This window comes from Micromonospora sp. DT31 (assembly GCF_049841795.1).
In the GTDB taxonomy this organism is placed as follows: Bacteria; Actinomycetota; Actinomycetes; order Mycobacteriales; family Micromonosporaceae; genus Micromonospora.
Genome location: NZ_JBNCKZ010000018.1, coordinates 1 through 17,392, shown reverse-complemented (window position 1 = coordinate 17,392; position 17,392 = coordinate 1). Strand labels below are relative to the sequence as shown.

General features: G+C 74.6%; 18 protein-coding genes. 8 read left to right on the top strand and 10 right to left on the bottom strand.

Going from position 1 to position 17,392, the window contains the following annotated elements; translation table 11 throughout:
- Positions 1 to 156 precede the first annotated feature (156 nt).
- On the top strand, positions 157 to 1,434 hold the full coding sequence (locus ACLQ2X_RS23525; RefSeq protein WP_425683258.1) for a cupin domain-containing protein: 1,278 nt from the start codon (positions 157 to 159) through the stop codon (positions 1,432 to 1,434).
- Between the two features lie 81 nt (positions 1,435 to 1,515).
- On the opposite strand, the gene ACLQ2X_RS23520 is transcribed toward ACLQ2X_RS23525, so the two are convergent.
- The 5 genes from ACLQ2X_RS23520 to ACLQ2X_RS23500 form a co-directional block, all read right to left on the bottom strand.
- Entirely contained in the window at positions 1,516 to 2,187 is a 672-nt protein-coding gene (locus ACLQ2X_RS23520; RefSeq protein ID WP_425683257.1) for a hypothetical protein, read from the bottom strand.
- A complete protein-coding gene (locus tag ACLQ2X_RS23515; protein ID WP_425683256.1) occupies positions 2,184 to 4,856 on the bottom strand; it encodes an FtsK/SpoIIIE domain-containing protein in 2,673 nt (890 codons plus the stop codon). Before ACLQ2X_RS23515 ends, ACLQ2X_RS23520 begins: the two co-directional genes overlap by 4 nt.
- Positions 4,849 to 5,727 (bottom strand): hypothetical protein, encoded by an 879-nt coding sequence (locus tag ACLQ2X_RS23510; RefSeq protein WP_425683255.1) that lies wholly within the window; start codon positions 5,725 to 5,727, stop codon positions 4,849 to 4,851. The genes ACLQ2X_RS23515 and ACLQ2X_RS23510 overlap by 8 nt, the downstream gene beginning before the upstream one ends.
- Positions 5,728 to 5,735: 8 nt before the next feature.
- Positions 5,736 to 5,996 (bottom strand): hypothetical protein, encoded by a 261-nt coding sequence (locus ACLQ2X_RS23505; protein ID WP_425683254.1) that lies wholly within the window; start codon positions 5,994 to 5,996, stop codon positions 5,736 to 5,738.
- A 181-nt stretch (positions 5,997 to 6,177) separates the two neighbouring features.
- The gene (locus tag ACLQ2X_RS23500; protein ID WP_425683253.1) at positions 6,178 to 6,555 is read right to left on the bottom strand and encodes a hypothetical protein; all 378 of its coding nucleotides are present in this window, start codon (positions 6,553 to 6,555) and stop codon (positions 6,178 to 6,180) included.
- A gap of 112 nt (positions 6,556 to 6,667) precedes the next feature.
- Between ACLQ2X_RS23500 and ACLQ2X_RS23495 the strand changes: the two genes are divergently transcribed.
- From ACLQ2X_RS23495 to ACLQ2X_RS23485, 3 genes are read left to right on the top strand one after another with little or no spacing between them, the layout of a single operon-like run.
- Positions 6,668 to 9,217 (top strand): ATP-dependent Clp protease ATP-binding subunit, encoded by a 2,550-nt coding sequence (locus ACLQ2X_RS23495; RefSeq protein ID WP_425683324.1) that lies wholly within the window; start codon positions 6,668 to 6,670, stop codon positions 9,215 to 9,217.
- 57 nt (positions 9,218 to 9,274) lie between these two features.
- Positions 9,275 to 9,448, top strand: coding sequence for a hypothetical protein (locus tag ACLQ2X_RS23490; RefSeq protein WP_425683252.1), 174 nt, complete (start codon positions 9,275 to 9,277; stop codon positions 9,446 to 9,448).
- On the top strand, positions 9,449 to 9,799 hold the full coding sequence (locus ACLQ2X_RS23485; protein ID WP_425683251.1) for a DUF3140 domain-containing protein: 351 nt from the start codon (positions 9,449 to 9,451) through the stop codon (positions 9,797 to 9,799). It begins immediately after the preceding gene.
- 85 nt (positions 9,800 to 9,884) lie between these two features.
- Here ACLQ2X_RS23485 and ACLQ2X_RS23480 read toward each other — a convergent pair whose 3' ends face one another.
- The 3 genes from ACLQ2X_RS23480 to ACLQ2X_RS23470 are packed head-to-tail and all read right to left on the bottom strand — an operon-like array spanning position 9,885 to position 11,793.
- Positions 9,885 to 10,121 carry a hypothetical protein gene (locus ACLQ2X_RS23480; protein ID WP_425683250.1) on the bottom strand — a complete coding sequence of 79 codons (237 nt, stop codon included), beginning with the start codon at positions 10,119 to 10,121 and terminating at the stop codon, positions 9,885 to 9,887.
- Positions 10,122 to 10,141: 20 nt separating this feature from the next.
- Positions 10,142 to 11,128 (bottom strand): LysR family transcriptional regulator, encoded by a 987-nt coding sequence (locus tag ACLQ2X_RS23475; protein ID WP_425683249.1) that lies wholly within the window; start codon positions 11,126 to 11,128, stop codon positions 10,142 to 10,144.
- Between the two features lie 47 nt (positions 11,129 to 11,175).
- A complete protein-coding gene (locus tag ACLQ2X_RS23470; RefSeq protein WP_425683248.1) occupies positions 11,176 to 11,793 on the bottom strand; it encodes a hemerythrin domain-containing protein in 618 nt (205 codons plus the stop codon).
- 114 nt (positions 11,794 to 11,907) lie between these two features.
- Here ACLQ2X_RS23470 and ACLQ2X_RS23465 point away from each other — a divergent pair, with 114 nt between their 5' ends.
- Complete coding sequence (locus ACLQ2X_RS23465) at positions 11,908 to 13,236, top strand: M20/M25/M40 family metallo-hydrolase (protein ID WP_425683247.1); 1,329 nt, start codon at positions 11,908 to 11,910, stop codon at positions 13,234 to 13,236.
- A gap of 59 nt (positions 13,237 to 13,295) precedes the next feature.
- Positions 13,296 to 13,949: a hypothetical protein gene (locus ACLQ2X_RS23460; RefSeq protein ID WP_425683246.1), complete on the top strand. Its 654-nt coding sequence runs from the start codon at positions 13,296 to 13,298 to the stop codon at positions 13,947 to 13,949.
- A 55-nt stretch (positions 13,950 to 14,004) separates the two neighbouring features.
- On the opposite strand, the gene ACLQ2X_RS23455 is transcribed toward ACLQ2X_RS23460, so the two are convergent.
- Positions 14,005 to 14,196 (bottom strand): DUF5703 family protein, encoded by a 192-nt coding sequence (locus tag ACLQ2X_RS23455; protein ID WP_425683245.1) that lies wholly within the window; start codon positions 14,194 to 14,196, stop codon positions 14,005 to 14,007.
- Between the two features lie 62 nt (positions 14,197 to 14,258).
- Positions 14,259 to 15,230 (bottom strand): aldo/keto reductase, encoded by a 972-nt coding sequence (locus ACLQ2X_RS23450; protein ID WP_425683244.1) that lies wholly within the window; start codon positions 15,228 to 15,230, stop codon positions 14,259 to 14,261.
- Between the two features lie 163 nt (positions 15,231 to 15,393).
- Here ACLQ2X_RS23450 and ACLQ2X_RS23445 point away from each other — a divergent pair, with 163 nt between their 5' ends.
- Entirely contained in the window at positions 15,394 to 16,446 is a 1,053-nt protein-coding gene (locus tag ACLQ2X_RS23445) for an LLM class F420-dependent oxidoreductase (protein WP_425683243.1), read from the top strand.
- Positions 16,443 to 17,279, top strand: coding sequence for an undecaprenyl-diphosphate phosphatase (locus ACLQ2X_RS23440; RefSeq protein ID WP_425683242.1), 837 nt, complete (start codon positions 16,443 to 16,445; stop codon positions 17,277 to 17,279). Before ACLQ2X_RS23445 ends, ACLQ2X_RS23440 begins: the two co-directional genes overlap by 4 nt.
- Positions 17,280 to 17,392: the final 113 nt, after the last annotated feature.

Sequence of the window (17,392 nt, the reverse complement as noted above, 5' to 3'; positions counted from 1 at the left end):
ACGGTGGCGCGGACGGCGGGGCCGAGGGTCCGGCCGACGGTGGTGCGACGCCGGGTCAGCACGACGGTGGCGCGGACGGCGGGGCCGAGGGTCCGGCCGACGGTGGTGCGACGCCGGGTCAGCACGACGGTGGCGCGGACGGCAGCGCCTGAGGCGATGAGCACGACCCACCTCGACCCGCCGGGCGGCCACGGCCGCCCGGCGGCTCCGCTTTCCGCGGCTGCCGCGCTGGCCCGCTGTGTGGCCGTCGAGCCGGCCAAGTTCGCCGCCGACCACTGGGGGCGCAGCCCGCTGCTGTCCCGCGCGGCCGAGCTGCCCAACCCGGCCGGCTTCACCGACCTGCTCAGCCCTGCCGACGCCGACGAGCTGCTCAGCCGCCGTGGACTGCGTACCCCCTTCCTGCGGGTGGCCAAGGACGGCCAGCTCGTGCCGGCGGCGCGCTACACCGGCGGGGGTGGGGCCGGCGCCGAGATCGGCGACCAGGTCCTCGACGAGAAGGTGCTCGGCCTCTACGCCGAGGGCGCGACGCTCGTCCTGCAGGGTCTGCACCGCACCTGGCCAGCACTTGTCGACTTCGCCCGCGACCTCGGTCTGGCGTTGGCGCAGCCGTTGCAGGTCAACGCCTACCTGACCCCGGCCGGCAGTCAGGGCTTCGCCACCCACTACGACACCCACGACGTGTTCGTGCTCCAGGTGGACGGGCGCAAGCACTGGCGGATCCACCCGCCGGTGTTGACGGACCCGTTGGAACGCCAGCCCTGGGGCGGCCGCGCCGACGAGGTCTCCGCGACCGCCGAGGGACGGCCCGCGCTGGACGTGGTGCTCGAACCGGGGGACGCGCTCTACCTGCCGCGCGGCTGGCTGCACAGCGCCCAGGCCCAGGAGTCCAGCTCGCTGCACCTGACCGTGGGCATCCGGGCGCTCACCCGCTACGCCCTGGTCGAGGAGTTGCTGGGCCTCGCCGCCGAGGACGCCCGGCTGCGCGCCGGTCTGCCGTTCGGCCTGGACCTGACCGACCCGGACGCGATCGAGCCCGAGGTGACCGAGACCGTCGAGGCGCTGCGCGACTGGCTGCTGCGCGCCGACCCGGCGGCGGTGGCGACCCGGCTGCGTGACCGGGTGTGGCCGGCCGCCCGGCCCGCGCCGATCCGGCCGCTGGCCCAGGCCGAAGCGCTGGCCCGGTTGAGCGCGGACAGCCGGGTGGCGGTGCGCGCCGGCCTGCGCTGGCAGCTCACCCCGACCGGCGCCGGTACGGTGGCGCTGCGCCTGCCCGACCGCACGCTCACCCTGCCCGGCACCTGCGAGGCGGCGCTGCGCGCGGTGCTGGCCGGCGAGGTGTCCCGGGTCGGTGACCTGCCCGGCCTCGACGACGACGCCGACCGCCTGGTCCTGACCCGCCGCCTGCTCGCCGAAGCCGTCCTGACCCCCGCCTGACGCCGATGATCATGAGGTTGGTGGCGCGACACCCGTCGCGCCACCGGCCGCTCTCGTGCTCACCCGAGGCGGTGCCGGGGGTCAGCGGGTGTAGGTGACGGTCAGCAGCAGCACCGTGGTGGCCAGGCCGGTGGCGGCCACCACGATCATCGGGCGGGGGGTCAGCACCGCGTGCCGGCGGTCGGCCAGCAGGCGGGCCGGCCCCAACCCGACCACCGGGCCGAGCAACGTCACCACGAGCGCCAGCACCGGCAGGCCCGCCGCCAGGTCGGCGTTCGCGCCGGCGGCCAGCGCCCGGACCGCCGAGCCCAGCGCGTACGCCGCCAGCGCCCCGCCGATCCCGCACCCGACCAGCAGCGGGTTCGTCGACCCCGGCAGCTCACCACGCGTGCCGGTGCGTTCCAGCAGCTCCCGCACGCCACGCAGCAGCCGCACCGGGTCACCGGCGGCGTCGCGGGCCGGACCGGGCGGGTCACCCAGCCGCCGGGCACCCACGCCCAGCCGGGCCCGCACCTGCGTCCACAGGTGCGTGACCTCGCCGTCGACGCGGTCGACCATCCGCCGCGCCTCGGCCGCCTCCGCCTCGGCCCGCCGGACCTGCTCGGCCGCCTCCGCCACCGCCCGGTCCGCAGCGGCGACCTGCTGGTCGTACCAGGTGTGCGCCTCGGCGCGCTGGGCGGCCACCCGGGCGGTCAGCTCGGCGAGCCGGCGGATCTGCGCGTGGTACGTCTCACTGGACACCGGTGCGTTCATCGGGAGGGACCATAAGGGATGATCACCTGTCCGGTGCGATGCACCGCCCGGTCGAAGAACAGACCCCGCCACGGCCGGGGATACCACTCCGGCCCGCCGCTGCCCGGATAGAGGGAGGAACCCAGCTCACCGCCCTGTACGTCGAGCGCCACCCAGGCGCCGATCTGGTCCGTGCGCGCGCCCGCGCCCCCCAGGTCGGCCCGCATCCGGGCCACGCCGCGCCACCACGCCAGCACGTGGGTGCGCCGCTCCGGGCCGTCGTGCAGGATGCGACGCAACTGCTCCAGCCCGGTGCGGGTGCCCGCCTTGCCGGCCAGCGCCGCGGCCGCCGCGTCCACCGCGTACAGCAGCAGGAAGTGCGGGGTCCCCGGCGTGCCCGGTGCGCCCAGCCCGTCACCCACCTCGGCCATCAGTTCCGGCACCGTCTCCTCGTCGTACCAGGCGGCGTCGCCGGGCAGGTCCTCGTAGAGGGCGCGGGCGGCCGGGTCGGCGTCCGGGTCGAGGCAGGCGATGGAGAACCGGGCGGCGCCCGGCCGGTACTGCCGCGCCAGCGAGCGGGCGGCGGCGTCGAGGACCGCGCACGCCTCGTCGATGCGGGTGCCCAGCACGGCCAGGTTACGTCCCGGCGCGCGGGGCATCCGCAGCACCGCCGAGCGCGCCTGCACGTCGATGATCTCGCCGAGCAGCGCCACCGGATTACGCGGCACACCCTGTTCGGGAGCGGCCAGGGCACGGAAGTCCGGCGCGTCGGCCAGCCGTGGGACGGCGTCGCCGTCGAACAGCCGCGCCGGCGCGGCGTCCGGCGGGCGCATCCGCCACAGCCGGTGCTGCAGTTCGCTCCAGGTCTCCCAGTCGCCGGCCGACGGGATCCGGGCCACCTCGTTGCCCTCCACCAGCCCCGACTCGGCGTTGACGACCGCGTGGTGGCGGGGCAGCGACTGCGCCGCGTCGTTGCGCTCGGCCAGGATGCGCAGCGCCTTCGGCAGCGCGATGCGCAGCGTGAACTGGGCGACGAGCGCCGGCCGGCCCCACAGCGCCTCGATGCCGCGGACGTCCTGGGAGGCGAGCACCAGGTGGATGCCCTGGGAGCGGCCCCGGCGGGCCAGGTCCTCCAGCAGGTCGGCGGCCTCCCGGGCCACCACGTCCCGCCCGGCCAGCAGCGCCTGGAACTCGTCGACCACCGCGACGATCCGCGGCCAGTGCCCGGTCGGGTCCACCGCGCGCAGCTCGGCCAGCTTGGTGACCTCGTGCCGCTTGGCCGCGTCGGCCCGTCGGCGTAGCTCCTCGGCGAGGAACCGCAGCAACGCCAGGCCGAACTCCCGGTCGGTGTTGACGTTGATGCCGACCAGCCGCATGTGCGGCAGCCAACTCGGGTCGCGCCGGCCCTGCGCGAACCGGGCGAAGGACACCCCCTCCTTGAAATCGAGCAGATAGAACTCCAGCTCGGCGGGGGAGTAGCGGGCCGCGAGCGCGCCGATCCAGGCGAAGATCAGGTTGGTCTTGCCGGTGCCGGACGGACCACCGATCAACGCGTGCGGCGGGTAGTCGCCGAGCGTGAGCAGCACCGGCCGCCCGTGCGGGCCCTCGCCGATCGGCGCGCTGAGCCCGTGCGCCGAGTCCTCCCGCCAGTAGCCGGCCGGCGGGGGGAGCAGGTCGGTGAAGGGCGTGGGCGGCGGACCGGCGGCGACCCGGGAGGCCACCGCCCGGCAGGTCTCGGTGACCAGGACCGGCGGCGGCGGGGCGTCGAGCGCCACCGGCAGCCCGGCGATCCGGGCGTCGTCCGGCTCCACCACGATCCGGGTGACGCCCGGGTCCTCGGGCAGCTCGATGCCGCGCACCACCAGGTGTACGCCGCACGCGACGCCGGTGCGGACCACCCGGTCGAGCTGGCCGCGCTCGTGGCGGGACAGTTCGTCGCCGCCGAGCAGCACGGCCACCCGCCACGGCTCCGGGCGCCGGCCGGTGGCGGCGGCCAGCTCCCGCAGCGACGTGTACTCGCCGGCCAGCACGGTGGCGTTGATCCGGCGGATCTGCTCCACCAGGTCGTCCAGCAGTGCGGTCAGGCCGTTCGGCCCGACGAACGTGAGCAGGCCGGCGGTGCCGAGCGGGGCGAATCCGGCCAGGCCGCCGCCCAGGTGCTCCGGGTCGTAGCCGTGCAGCCGCACCGCGCCCGGCTCCACCCGGCCGACCGAGCGCAGCAGCAGCGCGGGCACCACCGCGGCGAGGCCGTCCCGGTCACCGCCGGCCAGGTGTGCGTGCCCGGCGTCCAGCAGCGGCACCAGCGCTGGCACCGGCTCGGCGCCGTCGATGCGTACCGTGCCGATGCGGACCGCGCCCGGCGGCTCACCCCGGCCGGCGGGTGTGGCCTGCCAGCGGTCCCACGGCGCGGACGCCGCCCCGGGGGCCTCCCGTCGCGCCGCGGCGGCCGCCCGGCGGGCCAGCTCCGCGAGGCGGGCGGCGTGCCGGGCGTCGATCTCGGCGAGCCGCCGGTCGCGGGCGGCGCCCACCCGGTCCGGCACCGCGGCGGCGGCCCGGCGGGTACGGGCCAGCCGGTCGCGCGCCGCGGACAGCTCGGCCTCCGCGGTGGTGAGGCGGGTACGGGTGGCACCGAGGGCCTCGGAGAGCATTCCCCGGACCCGCGTCACCACCTGGGCGCGGACGTCAGCCACGGGACGGCTCCCGGTCGTCGGTGTCCTTGGGCAGATCCCGGCCGAGCCGGTCGAGCAGGACGGCGGTGACCACGCCGGCGGTGACCGCCGGGTCGGCGGCGTGCGGTTGCTCCGCCGCGTCGCCGCGGCGCGGCGGGGGCATCCGGCACATCCGGGTCAGCAGCGTGTCCAGCACCGCGGGCGGCAGCCCGGGCAGCAGGTCCCGGACCCGCCCGTCCAGTTCGCGTCGCAGCCGGGGATGATCGGCTGCGCGGGGTGGGTGGCCGATCAGCTCGCCGGCCAGCGCGCGCAGCAGCGGCGGGGTGATCGCGGCCAGCCCCAGGCCCACGTCGGCGTGCGCCCGGCGCAGTTCCCGGTGCAGCCGGTCCCGGTCGCCGGAGCGGATCCCGGCGACGACACGCCGCAGCAGCTCGTGCGGATCCCCGACCCGCTCGTCCGGCTCGTCCGGCGCGCCCTCCCGGCCGCCGGTCAGCTCGGCCACCCGCACCGCCCACCAGCGTCGCACCGCCGGCTCCTCCCGCCGCTCCGGTGCGGCGTCGGGGGCGGGCGGCCCGGCCCCGCGTGGCGCGTCGTGCCGGGGCCGCTGCGGGCCCGACGGCCCGGGCGCCGCCTCGTCGGCGGCCAGCCCGATGGCGGCCAGGTACGCGGTGAGCTGCTCCTGCGCCACGCGCAGCGCGTAGCCGGCGGTCTGCGCGTGTTCGGTGGCCGAGGACAGCTCCGGCACCCCCATCGGGTCGCCCGACTCCTGGCGCACCCAGCGCAGTCGTTCCTCGGCCTGGCCGAGTTTGTCCAGCGCGGCGGCGAGTTGGGCCAGCGGCAGTTCCTCGGCGGCGGCGCGCACCTGCGCGCCGATGTCCTCGACGATGGACACGTCCGGCCTCAGAGCGTCGCGACGTAGAGCTGCGCCTGCTCGACCGCGACGAGTGTCGCGGCGAGGCACTCCTCCAACTCCTGGCTGGCCTGTGTCAGCGACGCCTGAGCCGCCCCGACCGTCTCGTGGCCGCTGCCCTCCAACGCGCCGGCCAGGGTCTGCTGCGCCTCGGCCAGCTTCTCGCCGGCCGCCTGCACCGCTGTCTGCCCGTCACCGATCTGCTGGAGAGCGACATCGATGGCGGCCTTCAGCTCGGCGACGCTCGCCACGGGGACCTCCAGGGGGCGGGGGAGATCTCCATTACAACGCATCCCGACGGGTGGGCGAACACGCACCCGGGCGTGGTACCGCCCGGCGTGTCCGGTCACCGCCGTGACGTGCGCCAAGGGCTCCGGGGTCCGGTGCGGGGGGTCCCGCCGACGGACGCGGTGGTCCCGTCGTCGGGACGACTCAGCGGGGTAGCCAGCGCGGCCCGCGCACCTGCGCGCCCAGCGCGGTCACCCGGGCGCGCAGCTCCCGGTCGGCGGTGACCACCACCCGCGACCGTCGTGGCGCGGCGGCCACCAGTTCGACCACGGTGTCGTCACCGGAGCCGGGTGCGGACACCACGTCCACGCCGGGAGTGGGCGGCACGTGCCGGGCGGCGCCCTCCACCACCAGCACCACCTGCACCGGTGGTGGCAGTTCCGGCGGCACGCCCGCCTCGGCCAGCGGGGCCAGCGCGTCCCGCAACCGCACCGCCGCGCCGGCCCGGTCCCGCCACCAGCCGTCCGGCCGCGAACCCACCACGTTCGCGCCGTCCACCACCAGCAGCGGTCTGTTCTCCATGCCCCCAGCCTGCCACCCGGTCGCGTTTGTCGCGCCGGCCGCCGGGTAGCCACCGCCGACCGAGCCGCGCGCGCCGCGTACCGGTCGTGCCGACAGACTGCGGAGGACGATGATGATGGGACCCGGTGACTTCGGCAACGACCCCTGGGACGAGTTTCTGGCCCGGTACTTCGGCCGGGGTGAGGGGGGACGCCGCCCGGCCCACCGGGTCGACATCACCCGCCTGATGACCGCCGACGCGCGGGAGATGCTCGCCGACGCCGCGCGGCGGGCCGCCCAGAAACACAGCAGCGACCTGGACACCGACCACCTGCTGTGGGCGGCGTTGCAGCGTGAGCCGTTGCGCGACCTGGTGCGCCGGGCCGGCGCCGACCCGGACGCGCTCGTCAACGCGCTCGGCGGGCGCGGCGACGGCGCTCCCCGGGGTGAGGTGCCGCCGAACCTCTCGCTCACCCCGGCGGCGAAACGGGCCCTGCTCGACGCCCACCAGCTCTCCCGGGCGATGGGCGCCAACTACATCGGGCCCGAGCACATCCTGATGGCGCTGCCGCTGAATCCCGAGTCGCCCGCCGGGCGGATGCTCGCCGCCGGCCGCATCCAACCCGAGTCGTTGCAGGCGGCCAGCGCCGAACGCGGCGCGACGACCACCCCCCGGCCGGACCGGGGCACACCCACCCTCGACCAGTACGGGCAGGACCTCACCGACCTGGCGCGGATGGACCAGATCGACCCGGTGATCGGGCGGGCCGACGAGATCGAGCAGGCGGTGGAGATCCTGTCCCGCCGGACCAAGAACAACCCGGTGCTCATCGGCGAGGCCGGCGTCGGCAAGACCGCCATCGTGGAGGGACTGGCCGAGCGGATCTGCGACGGGGACGTGCCGCAGACGCTGATCGGCAAGCGGGTCATCCAACTCGACCTGGCCGGCCTGGTCGCCGGCACCCGCTACCGGGGTGACTTCGAGGAACGACTGAAGAAGGTGATCGACGAGATCCGCGCCCACCGCGACGAGCTGATCATCTTCCTGGACGAGATCCACACCCTGGTCGGAGCCGGTGGCGCCGGCAGCGAGGGCGGGATGGACGCGTCGAACATGCTCAAGCCCGCGCTGGCCCGCGGCGAGCTGCGGGTGATCGGCGCGACCACGCTCGACGAGTACCGGCGCAGCATCGAGAAGGACGCCGCCCTGGCCCGCCGGTTCCAGCCGGTGCTGGTGCCCGAGCCGACCGTGGAGGACACCATCGCCATCCTGCGCGGTCTGCGTGACCGGTACGAGGCCCACCACCAGGTCCGGTTCTCCGACGAGGCGCTGGTCGCCGCCACCGAGCTGGCCGACCGGTACGTCACCGACCGGTTCCTGCCGGACAAGGCGATCGACCTGATCGACCAGGCCGGGGCCCGGGTGCGGCTGCGCACCCGTACCCCCGCCTCCGACGTGCGCGAACTGGAGCAGCAGCTCGACGAGACCCGCCGGGACAAGGAACAGGCGGTCTCCGACGAGCAGTACGAGCGGGCCTCGGCGCTGCGCGACCGGCTCGCCGAACTGGACGACCAGATCCGGCGCGCCCGGGGCGACGAGGGCCCCAACCACGTGCCGGAGGTCGGGCCGACCGAGATCGCCGAGGTGGTGTCCCGGGCCACCGGCATTCCGGTCACCCAGCTCACCGAGGAGGAACGCGACCGGCTGCTGCGGCTGGAGGGGCACCTGCACGAGCGGGTGGTCGGCCAGGACGACGCGGTCGGCGCGGTGGCCGAGGCGGTACGCCGGTCCCGGGCCGGCCTGGCCGACCCGGAGCGGCCGATGGGCAGCTTCCTGTTCCTCGGCCCCACCGGCGTCGGCAAGACCGAGCTGGCCCGCGCGTTGGCGGAGGCGCTGTTCGGTGAGGCCGACCGGATGGTCCGGGTCGACATGAGCGAGTTCCAGGAGCGCCACACCGTCAGCCGGCTCGTCGGCGCCCCGCCCGGGTACGTGGGCTACGAGGAGGCCGGCCAGCTCACCGAGGCGGTACGCCGCCGCCCGTACGCGGTGGTGCTGCTGGACGAGATCGAGAAGGCGCACCCGGACGTGTTCAACATCCTGCTCCAGGTGCTCGACGACGGCCGGCTCACCGACAGCCAGGGCCGCACGGTGAACTTCAAGAACACCGTGCTCATCATGACCAGCAACCTCGGCTCGGAGCTGATCACCGGCACCCAGCGTACGGTCGGCTTCGCCGCCGGCGCGCCGGGCCAGCAGGAGGCCACCGAGCTGCGCGAGCGACTGATGCGCCGGTTGCAGGAGAACTTCCGCCCGGAGTTCCTCAACCGCATCGACGAGATCATCATCTTCCAGCGGCTGGAGGCCGAGCAGCTGCGCCAGATCACCGGCCTGATGCTGGAGGAGACCCGCCGCCGGTTGCACGCCCAGGACATCCAGGTCGAGTTCAGCCCCGCCGGTGTGGACTGGCTCGCCGAGCACGGCTACCAGCCGGAGTTCGGCGCCCGGCCGCTGCGCCGGGTGATCCAGCGGGAGGTCGACAACCGGCTGTCCCGGATGCTGCTGGAGCAGGAGATCTCACCGGGGCAGAAGGTCACCGTCGACGCCCGCGACGACCGGTTGGTCTTCGACGTCGTCGCCGGTGAACGCGGGCACACGGCGGCCACCACCTCCCATCCCCGGTGACCGTGGAGGGCCCCGGCGGGCCGCGCCGGCCCGCCCGGCAAGGATCGGAGGGCGGACATGACCGAACCCGAGGAGGCCCGGGACGACCCGGCGGCCGGCGAACCGATCGAGGCGCCCCCCACGGCGAACCCGTCCCGGGTCCGGGTGCCACCGGAGGGGCCGCAGCACCGGAGCGCACCGACGGACGAGGGCGAGCCGGCATCCGGGCCGTCGCCGGCAGAGGAGGTCTGAATGGCACGCGACACGCGACTCGACCCGCAGGTCGAGGCGATCTGGGACGACTTCCACGCCGAGGTGAACGTCACCTCCGAGAAGCTGCGGCAGTGGCTGCTGACCCGCGGGTCGGGGGAGGAGGCGTTCGGTCCGGACCCGGACCTCGACCTGCCCGAACCGGGCCGGCAGATCCTCGCCGTGCTGCGTAAACGCAAGGTGGACCTGACGCCGGAGGACGTCGAGGTGATGCGCGAGGCGGTGGCCCGCATCCAGGAGTTGACGGCACAGCGGCCCCGCCGGGGCAACGCCGACGACGAGTGGCGGCACGCGCTGCTCGACCTGGGGCACGACGTGCTCGTCGAACGGTGAGCCGCGGCGACGGCGCCCGGGCGGGACCGCCACCCGGGCGCCGTCGCCTGCTCGGGGGGCTGGCCTGCTCCGGTCCCGGGCGGGCCTACTCCGACTCCAGACTGGGCAGTCGCAGCCCGGCCGCGTCGGCTGCGGCCCGCCGTTCGTCCCGGGCCCGCTCCTCGCGGGTGAGCAGTTCGGCGTACTCGGCGATGTCCGCCGGGTCGGGCGCCTCCGGCAGCCGGCGCAGGAACGTCTCCAGGTCGGTGGAGGCGGCGGTGTGCGCGGTGGCCGCCCGGCGCAGCAGCTCCCGCGCGTCGGCGGCCGGGTACAGATCAGTCATGCCGCCGGTGATACCCGCGTTCAGGCCGTTCGCACCCCGCCGGCCACGCTGCGCTGCACGCCGAAGTCCGGGTTGGCCAGCAGCCAGACCAGGTAGTCCGGGTGGTTGACCAGCCCGTCGCGGTACGCCGCCACGGCCGTGGACAGCACCGACGCCGCCATCCCCGCCACCGGCACGTCGGCGTGCCAGCCGAGCAGCAGCCGCCAGCGCAGCGGCGTACCCGCCAGCCGGCGGGTGACCAACCCGGCCACCGGGCGGAAGGTGGCCTGGCACAACGCCACCGCCTCACCGGCGTCCACCAGGTCCAGCGCGGCCCGCACGTCCGTCTCGTACACCTTCCTGGGGGTGAAACCGGCCCGGGCGCAGGCGGCGGCGAAGCAGTCGCCGAAGCAGCCGTCACCCGGCGCGGCCACCCACTGCTCCCGCCGCAGGTCGACCAGGTCGACCTCGGCCCGCGCGGCCAGCGGGTGGGTCTGCGGCAGCAGCACGAACACCGGGTCGACGGCCACCTCCCGCCAGATCAACCCGAAGCCCGCCGACGGGGCCGCGTTGCCGCACACCCCGGTCAGGGCGAAGTCGAGCCGGCCGCCGGCCACCATCTCGGCCAACTCGTCCACCGACCAGGAGGCGTACGTGGTGATCTGCGCGTCCGGCCGTTCGGCGGCGAGCCGGTGCACCAGCCGCCCCAGGATCGGGCTGTTCACCCCACCGAAGCGGTACCGGCGCAGCGGGTCGCCCGCGCCGGCGAGCCGGGCCGCCTCGTCGCGCAGGCCCTTCATCGCCGGCAGCAGCACCCGCGCCCGGTCCAGCACCAGCTCACCCAGCGCGGTCGGTCGGGCGCCCCGTCGATCCCGGTCGAACAGTGGCCCGCCGAGCGCCCGTTCGATCCGTTGGAGCTGGGCGGTCAGCGCCGGCTGGGCCAGCCCGAGCGTGGAGGCCGCCTTGGTGACGCTTCCCGTCTCGGCGATCGCACAGACCACCCGCAGATGCCGCAGCTCCAGGTCCATACCGTGACGGTAGGACCACGAACGGGTGTACGGAAGGGGCGTTCTTCTCAGGCGTCGCGGTGGCGCTCCAGGTCGGCCAGGCGGGTGCGGCGTCCGGTGACCACGTCGCGCACCTTGTCCAGCACCCCGACCGCCGGTTCGACGATCTTGTTCCACGGTGGGGTGCCCGGGGTGCCCGGGTGCGGCCGGGTCGGCGCCGCCTCCTCGGCGATCTCCCACCGGTTGCCCAACCGGATCAGCTCGGCGTCGGTGGCCACGTCCCGCAGCGGCGTGACAAGCGCGGCGACCCGGCTCACGTGCCGGCGCACCCGGTTGGTCACGTCGGCCACCGCCGCGTCGTGCGGGCCGGTGAGCGCCTTCAGCGCGGCCAGCAGTCCCGCGTCCGCCTCGATCTCCCGGTCGACCAGCTCCGCGCTGTCCGGCATCGCCGCGCGCGCGGCCGGGAACAGGTACTGCTCCTCGGCGGACAGGTGCCGGGACACCGCCGCGGTCAGCACGTCGAGGACCTCCCGCCGGGTGGCCGCGTCCAGCCCCGGCTCGGTGACCCGGTCGGCCAGCCCGAGCAGGACCCGGTGCTCGGCGTCCACCAGGTCGGCCAGGCTCCGCCCACCCGGCCGGTACGCGTCGTCGGCCGCGGGCGGCAGCGGCGGCAGGGGGACGGTCATGGTGTGCCCTCCATCGATGTGGCTGTGTCCGGCGGTACCCGGGTGGGCGATCGGCGAAACCGGGTTCGTCCGGCCGGCGGCCGCGCCGGGCGGTCCGGCTGGTATAAGGATGCGATGACGAGCGACGCCGCCCCGGCCCGATCCGACGCCACCGACGAGGTCGTGGGCCTGTGCCGCGACCTGCTGCGCATCGACACCACGAACACCGGCGACAACGACACCAGCGCGGGCGAGCGGCGCGCCGCCGAGTACGTGGCGGAGAAACTCGCCGAGGTGGGCGTCGAGGCCGAGATCCACGAGTCCGCTCCCGGCCGGGCCAACCTGGTGGCCCGCATCCCCGGCACCGAGGCGGGCCGGGACGCGCTGCTGGTGCATGGCCACCTCGACGTGGTGCCCGCCGACCCCGACGAGTGGTCGGTGCACCCGTTCTCCGGCGAGATCCGCGACGGCTACCTGTGGGGCCGCGGCGCGATCGACATGAAGGACTTCGACGCCATGGTGCTGGCCGTGGTCCGCGACTGGCAGCGCACCGGCGTGCGGCCCCGGCGCGACATCGTGCTCGCCTTCACCGCCGACGAGGAGGCAGGCAGCGACTACGGCGCGCACCACCTGGTGCAGCGGCACCGAGGACTGTTCGACGGCTGCACCGAGGCCATCGGCGAGGTGGGCGGCTTCTCCTACTCCCTCGACGAGCAGCGCCGGCTCTACCTGATCGAAACCGCCGAGAAGGGCATCGACTGGCTGCGCCTGCACGCGCGGGGCCGACCCGGTCACGGCTCGATGGTGCACGACGACAACGCCGTGACCGCGCTCGCCGAGGCGGTCGCCCGGATCGGCCGGCACCGCTTCCCGGTGGTGATGACCGACACCGTACGGGCGTTCCTGGCCGAGGTCTCCGACACGCTCGGCATCGAGATCGACCCGGACGACCCGGAGACCGCGATCGCCACACTCGGCCCGATCGCGAACATCATCGGCGCCACCATCCGCAACACCGCCAACCCGACCCGGCTGGCCGCCGGCTACAAGGACAACGTGATCCCCGGCCGGGCCACCGCCACCATCGACTGCCGCAGCCTGCCCGGGCAGAGCGAGGAACTGGAACGCCAGCTGCGCGAGCTGGTCGGCCCGGACATCGCCATCGAGTACATCCAGCGCCAGCCGGCGCTGGAGACCACGTTCGACGGTGACCTGGTGGCGCAGATGTCCACCGCGCTGCGCGCCGAGGACCCGGGGGCCCACCCGGTGCCGTACATGCTCTCCGGCGGCACCGACGCCAAGGCCTTCTCCCAGCTCGGCATCCGCTGCTTCGGCTTCGCGCCGCTGCGGCTGCCCGCCGACCTCAATTTCTCCGGACTGTTCCATGGCATCGACGAGCGGGTCCCGTTGGACGGACTACAGTTCGGCGTGCGGGTCCTGGACCGTTTCCTGCGCTCCTGCTGACCGCGACCGCCGCCGCCCCGCCGGCGCGGACCCCCCCCCATCCGAAGGGACTGCCACACATGACCGACCAGCACGGTGAGCTGGACGCCGCCCTCGAGCGGGTGATCGACGCGGCCCGCGCCCACCTGGCCGCCGTCCGCGCCGCACAGGGCCGGATCGACGACGATGCCGTCTGGCAGGCGTACGTCGGGTTGAACAACGCCTCGTTCGCCTACGACGAGCAGCTGCTCGACGCGTTCGGCGAGGTGACGCCCTGGGACGTCGAGTCGATCGATCCGGACGAGGCCGACGAGCGGTTCGCGGCCGTCGAGGGTGGCGAGTCCGCCGACCCGCACCCGAGGGTGATCTCGGTGCGCCAGCGGCGGGACTACCGGGTGCCGAGTGTCGCCGCGCTGCTGCGGGCGGCCGAGGCGGCCCGGCGGGAGGGCACGCCGGAGGGTGACGAGTCCGCGCCGGTGGAGGGCGTCGGCGAGGCGGTGCTGGAGCTGCTGCAGAGCGGCGACGGCTCGCTCGCCGCGCTGGACGTGCCCGAGCTGGAGCCGCTCGACGGTGTGGTCATGGTCAGCGAGGTCGGCACCCCCGTCGACCTGGAGTCCTTCGACGACGACGACCCGGTCGGCCCGTTCCAGCCGGCCGCCGACGACCGCCTGGTCGGCCGGCTCGACGAGCACCCGTTCCTGGACCCCGACGAGGAGCACGACCACGCCCACTAGGCCGTGACCGCCCTCCCGGGGCCGCACCGCGCGGCCCCGGGGGCGGCGACCGTGGTCAGTACGACAGGCCCGGCTGCGGCTGGTTCACCCGGCGCCGCCGCAGCATCACCTGCCGCGTGCCGTCCCGGTAGAGCCGCACCCGGGCCAGCTCCCAGCCGGAGAACTCGGCCTGGATCGCCAGCTGTGCCGCGGCGGTCAGCCGGTCGACGTTCGAGGGCAGCCGCAGCGGGACGTATTCGTAGTCCATGCCCCCTATGCTGCCCAGCCCGCGGGCCCGACGCCACCCCTTCGGCTGCGGACCGGCCCGGGTCAGCCGTCGCGCTCCGGGTAGCCCACCGGCACCGCCGACACGTCGTCCAGTGCGGTGATGATCTCCGCCGGCAGCGTCACCCGCTCCACCTGCAACGCGCCGAGCAGTTGGCCGACGGTGCGGGCGCCGAGGATCGGCGCGGTCACCCCCGGCCGGTCCCGCACCCAGGCCAGCGCCACCTCCAGCGGCGACACGCCCAGCCCGCCGGCGGCGGTGGCCACCGCCTCCACGATGCTGGAGCAGCGCGGCTCCAGGTAGGTGGCGACGAACCGCTCGAAATGCGGCGACACCGCCCGCGAGTCGGCCGGGCGGCCGTTGCGGTACTTGCCGGTGAGCACCCCCCGGCCCAGCGGCGACCACGGCAGCACGCCCAGCCCCATCCCGGCGCACGCCGGCAGCACCTCACGCTCCACACCGCGTTCCAGCAGCGAGTACTCCACCTGGGCGGCGACCACCGGGGCGCGCCCCGGCCAGGCGGCCTGCCAGGCGGCGGCCCGGGCGGTCTGCCAGCCGGAGAAGTTCGACACACCCACGTACCGGGCCTTCCCGCAGGACACCGCGTGGTCCAGCGCCGACAGGGTCTCCTCCAGCGGGGTGTCCGGGTCGTACCCGTGCACCTGCCACAGGTCGACGTGGTCGGTGCCGAGCCGGCGCAGCGAGGCGTCGAGCGTGCGCAGCAGGTGCCCGCGTGAGCCGTCCCGACGCCGGCCACTGCCCGGCCGCAGGCCCGCCTTGGTGGCGATGAGCAGCTCGTCGCGGTCCACCAGGCTGCCCAGGAGCGACCCGATCACCGCCTCGGCGTCGCCGTCGGCGTACACGTCGGCAGTGTCCACGAGGTTGCCGCCCGCGTCGAGGTAGCTCTTCAGCTGGGCGGCCGCGTCGTCGGCATCGGTGTCCCGTCCCCAGGTCATGGTGCCGAGCGCGAGCCGGGAAACCGCCAGCCCGCTTCGGCCGAGCGGTCGCTGTTGCATGCGTGAACCTTATTTCGTACCCGGCGTCACGGACATCCTTGCTGTAGTCAACTTCCCGCGCGAGTACGTCCGGTGTGACATGTTCGGGGCGAGCCGGGCGTCAGGGGCGCCACTCTCATTGCGTAACCTGATGCGACCTGTGGTGCGGACGGCTGGAGGATCAGTGCGACTCGGGCTCAACCTCGGATACCAGACGGCGTGGAGCACGCCGGCGGACCACCTGGCGCTCACCCAGGAGGCGGACCGGCTCGGCTACTCGGTGGTGTGGGCCGCCGAGGCGTACGGCTCGGACTCGCCGAGCATGCTGGCCTGGATCGCCGGGCAGACGGAGCGCATCGACGTGGGCTCGGCCGTGATGCAGATCCCGGCCCGGACCCCGGCGATGACCGCGATGACCGCGGCGACCATCGACACCCTCTCCGGCGGCCGTTTCCGCCTCGGCCTGGGCGTCTCCGGGCCGCAGGTTTCCGAGGGCTGGCACGGCGTGCGGTTCGCCAAGCCGCTGGCCCGCACCCGGGAGTACGTCGACATCGTCAAGCTGGCCGTGGCCCGCAAGGCGGTCGAGTACGACGGCGAGCACTACACGCTGCCGCTGCCGAACGGCCCGGGCAAGGCGCTGCGGCTGGGCTTCCACCCGCCGCGCGAGCACATCCCGATCTACCTGGCCGCGGTCGGCCCGAAGAACCTGGAGCTGGCCGGCGAGATCGCCGACGGCTGGCTGGCCATCTTCTACTCCCCGGAGTTCGCCGAGGAGCAGCTCGCCTCGGTGCGGGCCGGTCGGGCGAAGGCCGGCAAGGAACTGGCCGGCTTCGACGTGGTGCCGTCGGTGCCGGTGGTCATCGGGGACGACGTCGACACCTGCGCCGAGCTGGTGCGCTGGTACGCCGCGCTGTACGTGGGAGGCATGGGCAGCCGGAAGCAGAACTTCTACAACCAGCTCGCCACCCGGATGGGTTACGGCGACGCGGCCCGCGAGGTGCAGGACCTCTACCTGGCCAAGCGGCAGCGCGACGCGGCCGCCGCGGTGCCGCTGGAGTTCATCGACCGGACGTCGCTGCTCGGCCCGAAGGAGCGCATCGCCGAGCGGATGCGGGAGTACGCCGCCGCGGGCGTGACCACGCTGTCGGTGTCGCTGTTCGTGGCCGACCGGGACAGCGGGGTGCAGACCCTGCGTACCCTCGCCGAGGCCCTCGACCTGTCCGGAGTCGGCGAGTGACCTGGCTCGAAGCCATCGTCCTGGGCCTCGTCCAGGGGCTGACGGAGTTCCTGCCGGTCTCCTCGTCGGGGCACCTGCGGATCACCTCGGCCATCTTCTTCGACCGGGACGCGGGCGCGTCGTTCACCGCGGTCACGCAGCTCGGCACCGAGGCCGCCGTCCTCATCTACTTCGCCAGGGACATCGGGCGGATCGTGCGGACGTGGTTCCGGGGGCTGGTCGACCGTTCGGTGCGCTCCAGCCTCGACTACCGGATGGGCTGGTACGTCATCGTCGGCACCATCCCGATCGGCATCTTCGGACTGATCTTCAAGGATCAGATCCGCACCGCCGGCCGCAACCTGTGGCTGATCTCCTGCACCCTGATCATCGGGGCGGTGTTGCTGGCGTTCGCCGAGTACTGGGGCCGGCAGACCCGCACGCTGGAGAACTTCCGGATGCGCGACGGCGTGGTGATGGGCTTCGCCCAGGCCGCGGCGCTCGTCCCCGGTGTGTCCCGCTCCGGCGGCACGCTCACCGCGGGCCTGCTGCTCAACCTCACCCGGGAGACCGCCGCCCGGTACTCGTTCCTGCTGGCCATCCCCGCGGTGGTGATCTCGGGGTTGTTCAGCCTCCCGGACGTCTTCGAACCGTCCGCGGCGGGCACCGCCGCGCCGAGCGTGGCACAGATGGTGATCGCGACGCTGATCGCCTTCGCCGTGGGCTACGCGGCCATCGCCTGGCTGCTGCGTTACGTGGCGCGCCACACGCTGTACGTCTTCGTCCTCTACCGGGTGGCGTTGGGCAGCCTGGTCATCTGCCTGCTGGCCACCGGCACGATCAGCGCCACCTGAACCGTCGCACGGGAAAGGCCGGCACCCCCGGGTTCGGGGGTGCCGGCCTTTCGCGTTTGTCTTACGTGTTCCAGTGTTCGGCGACGAGGTCGGCGGCCTGTTGTTCCCACTGG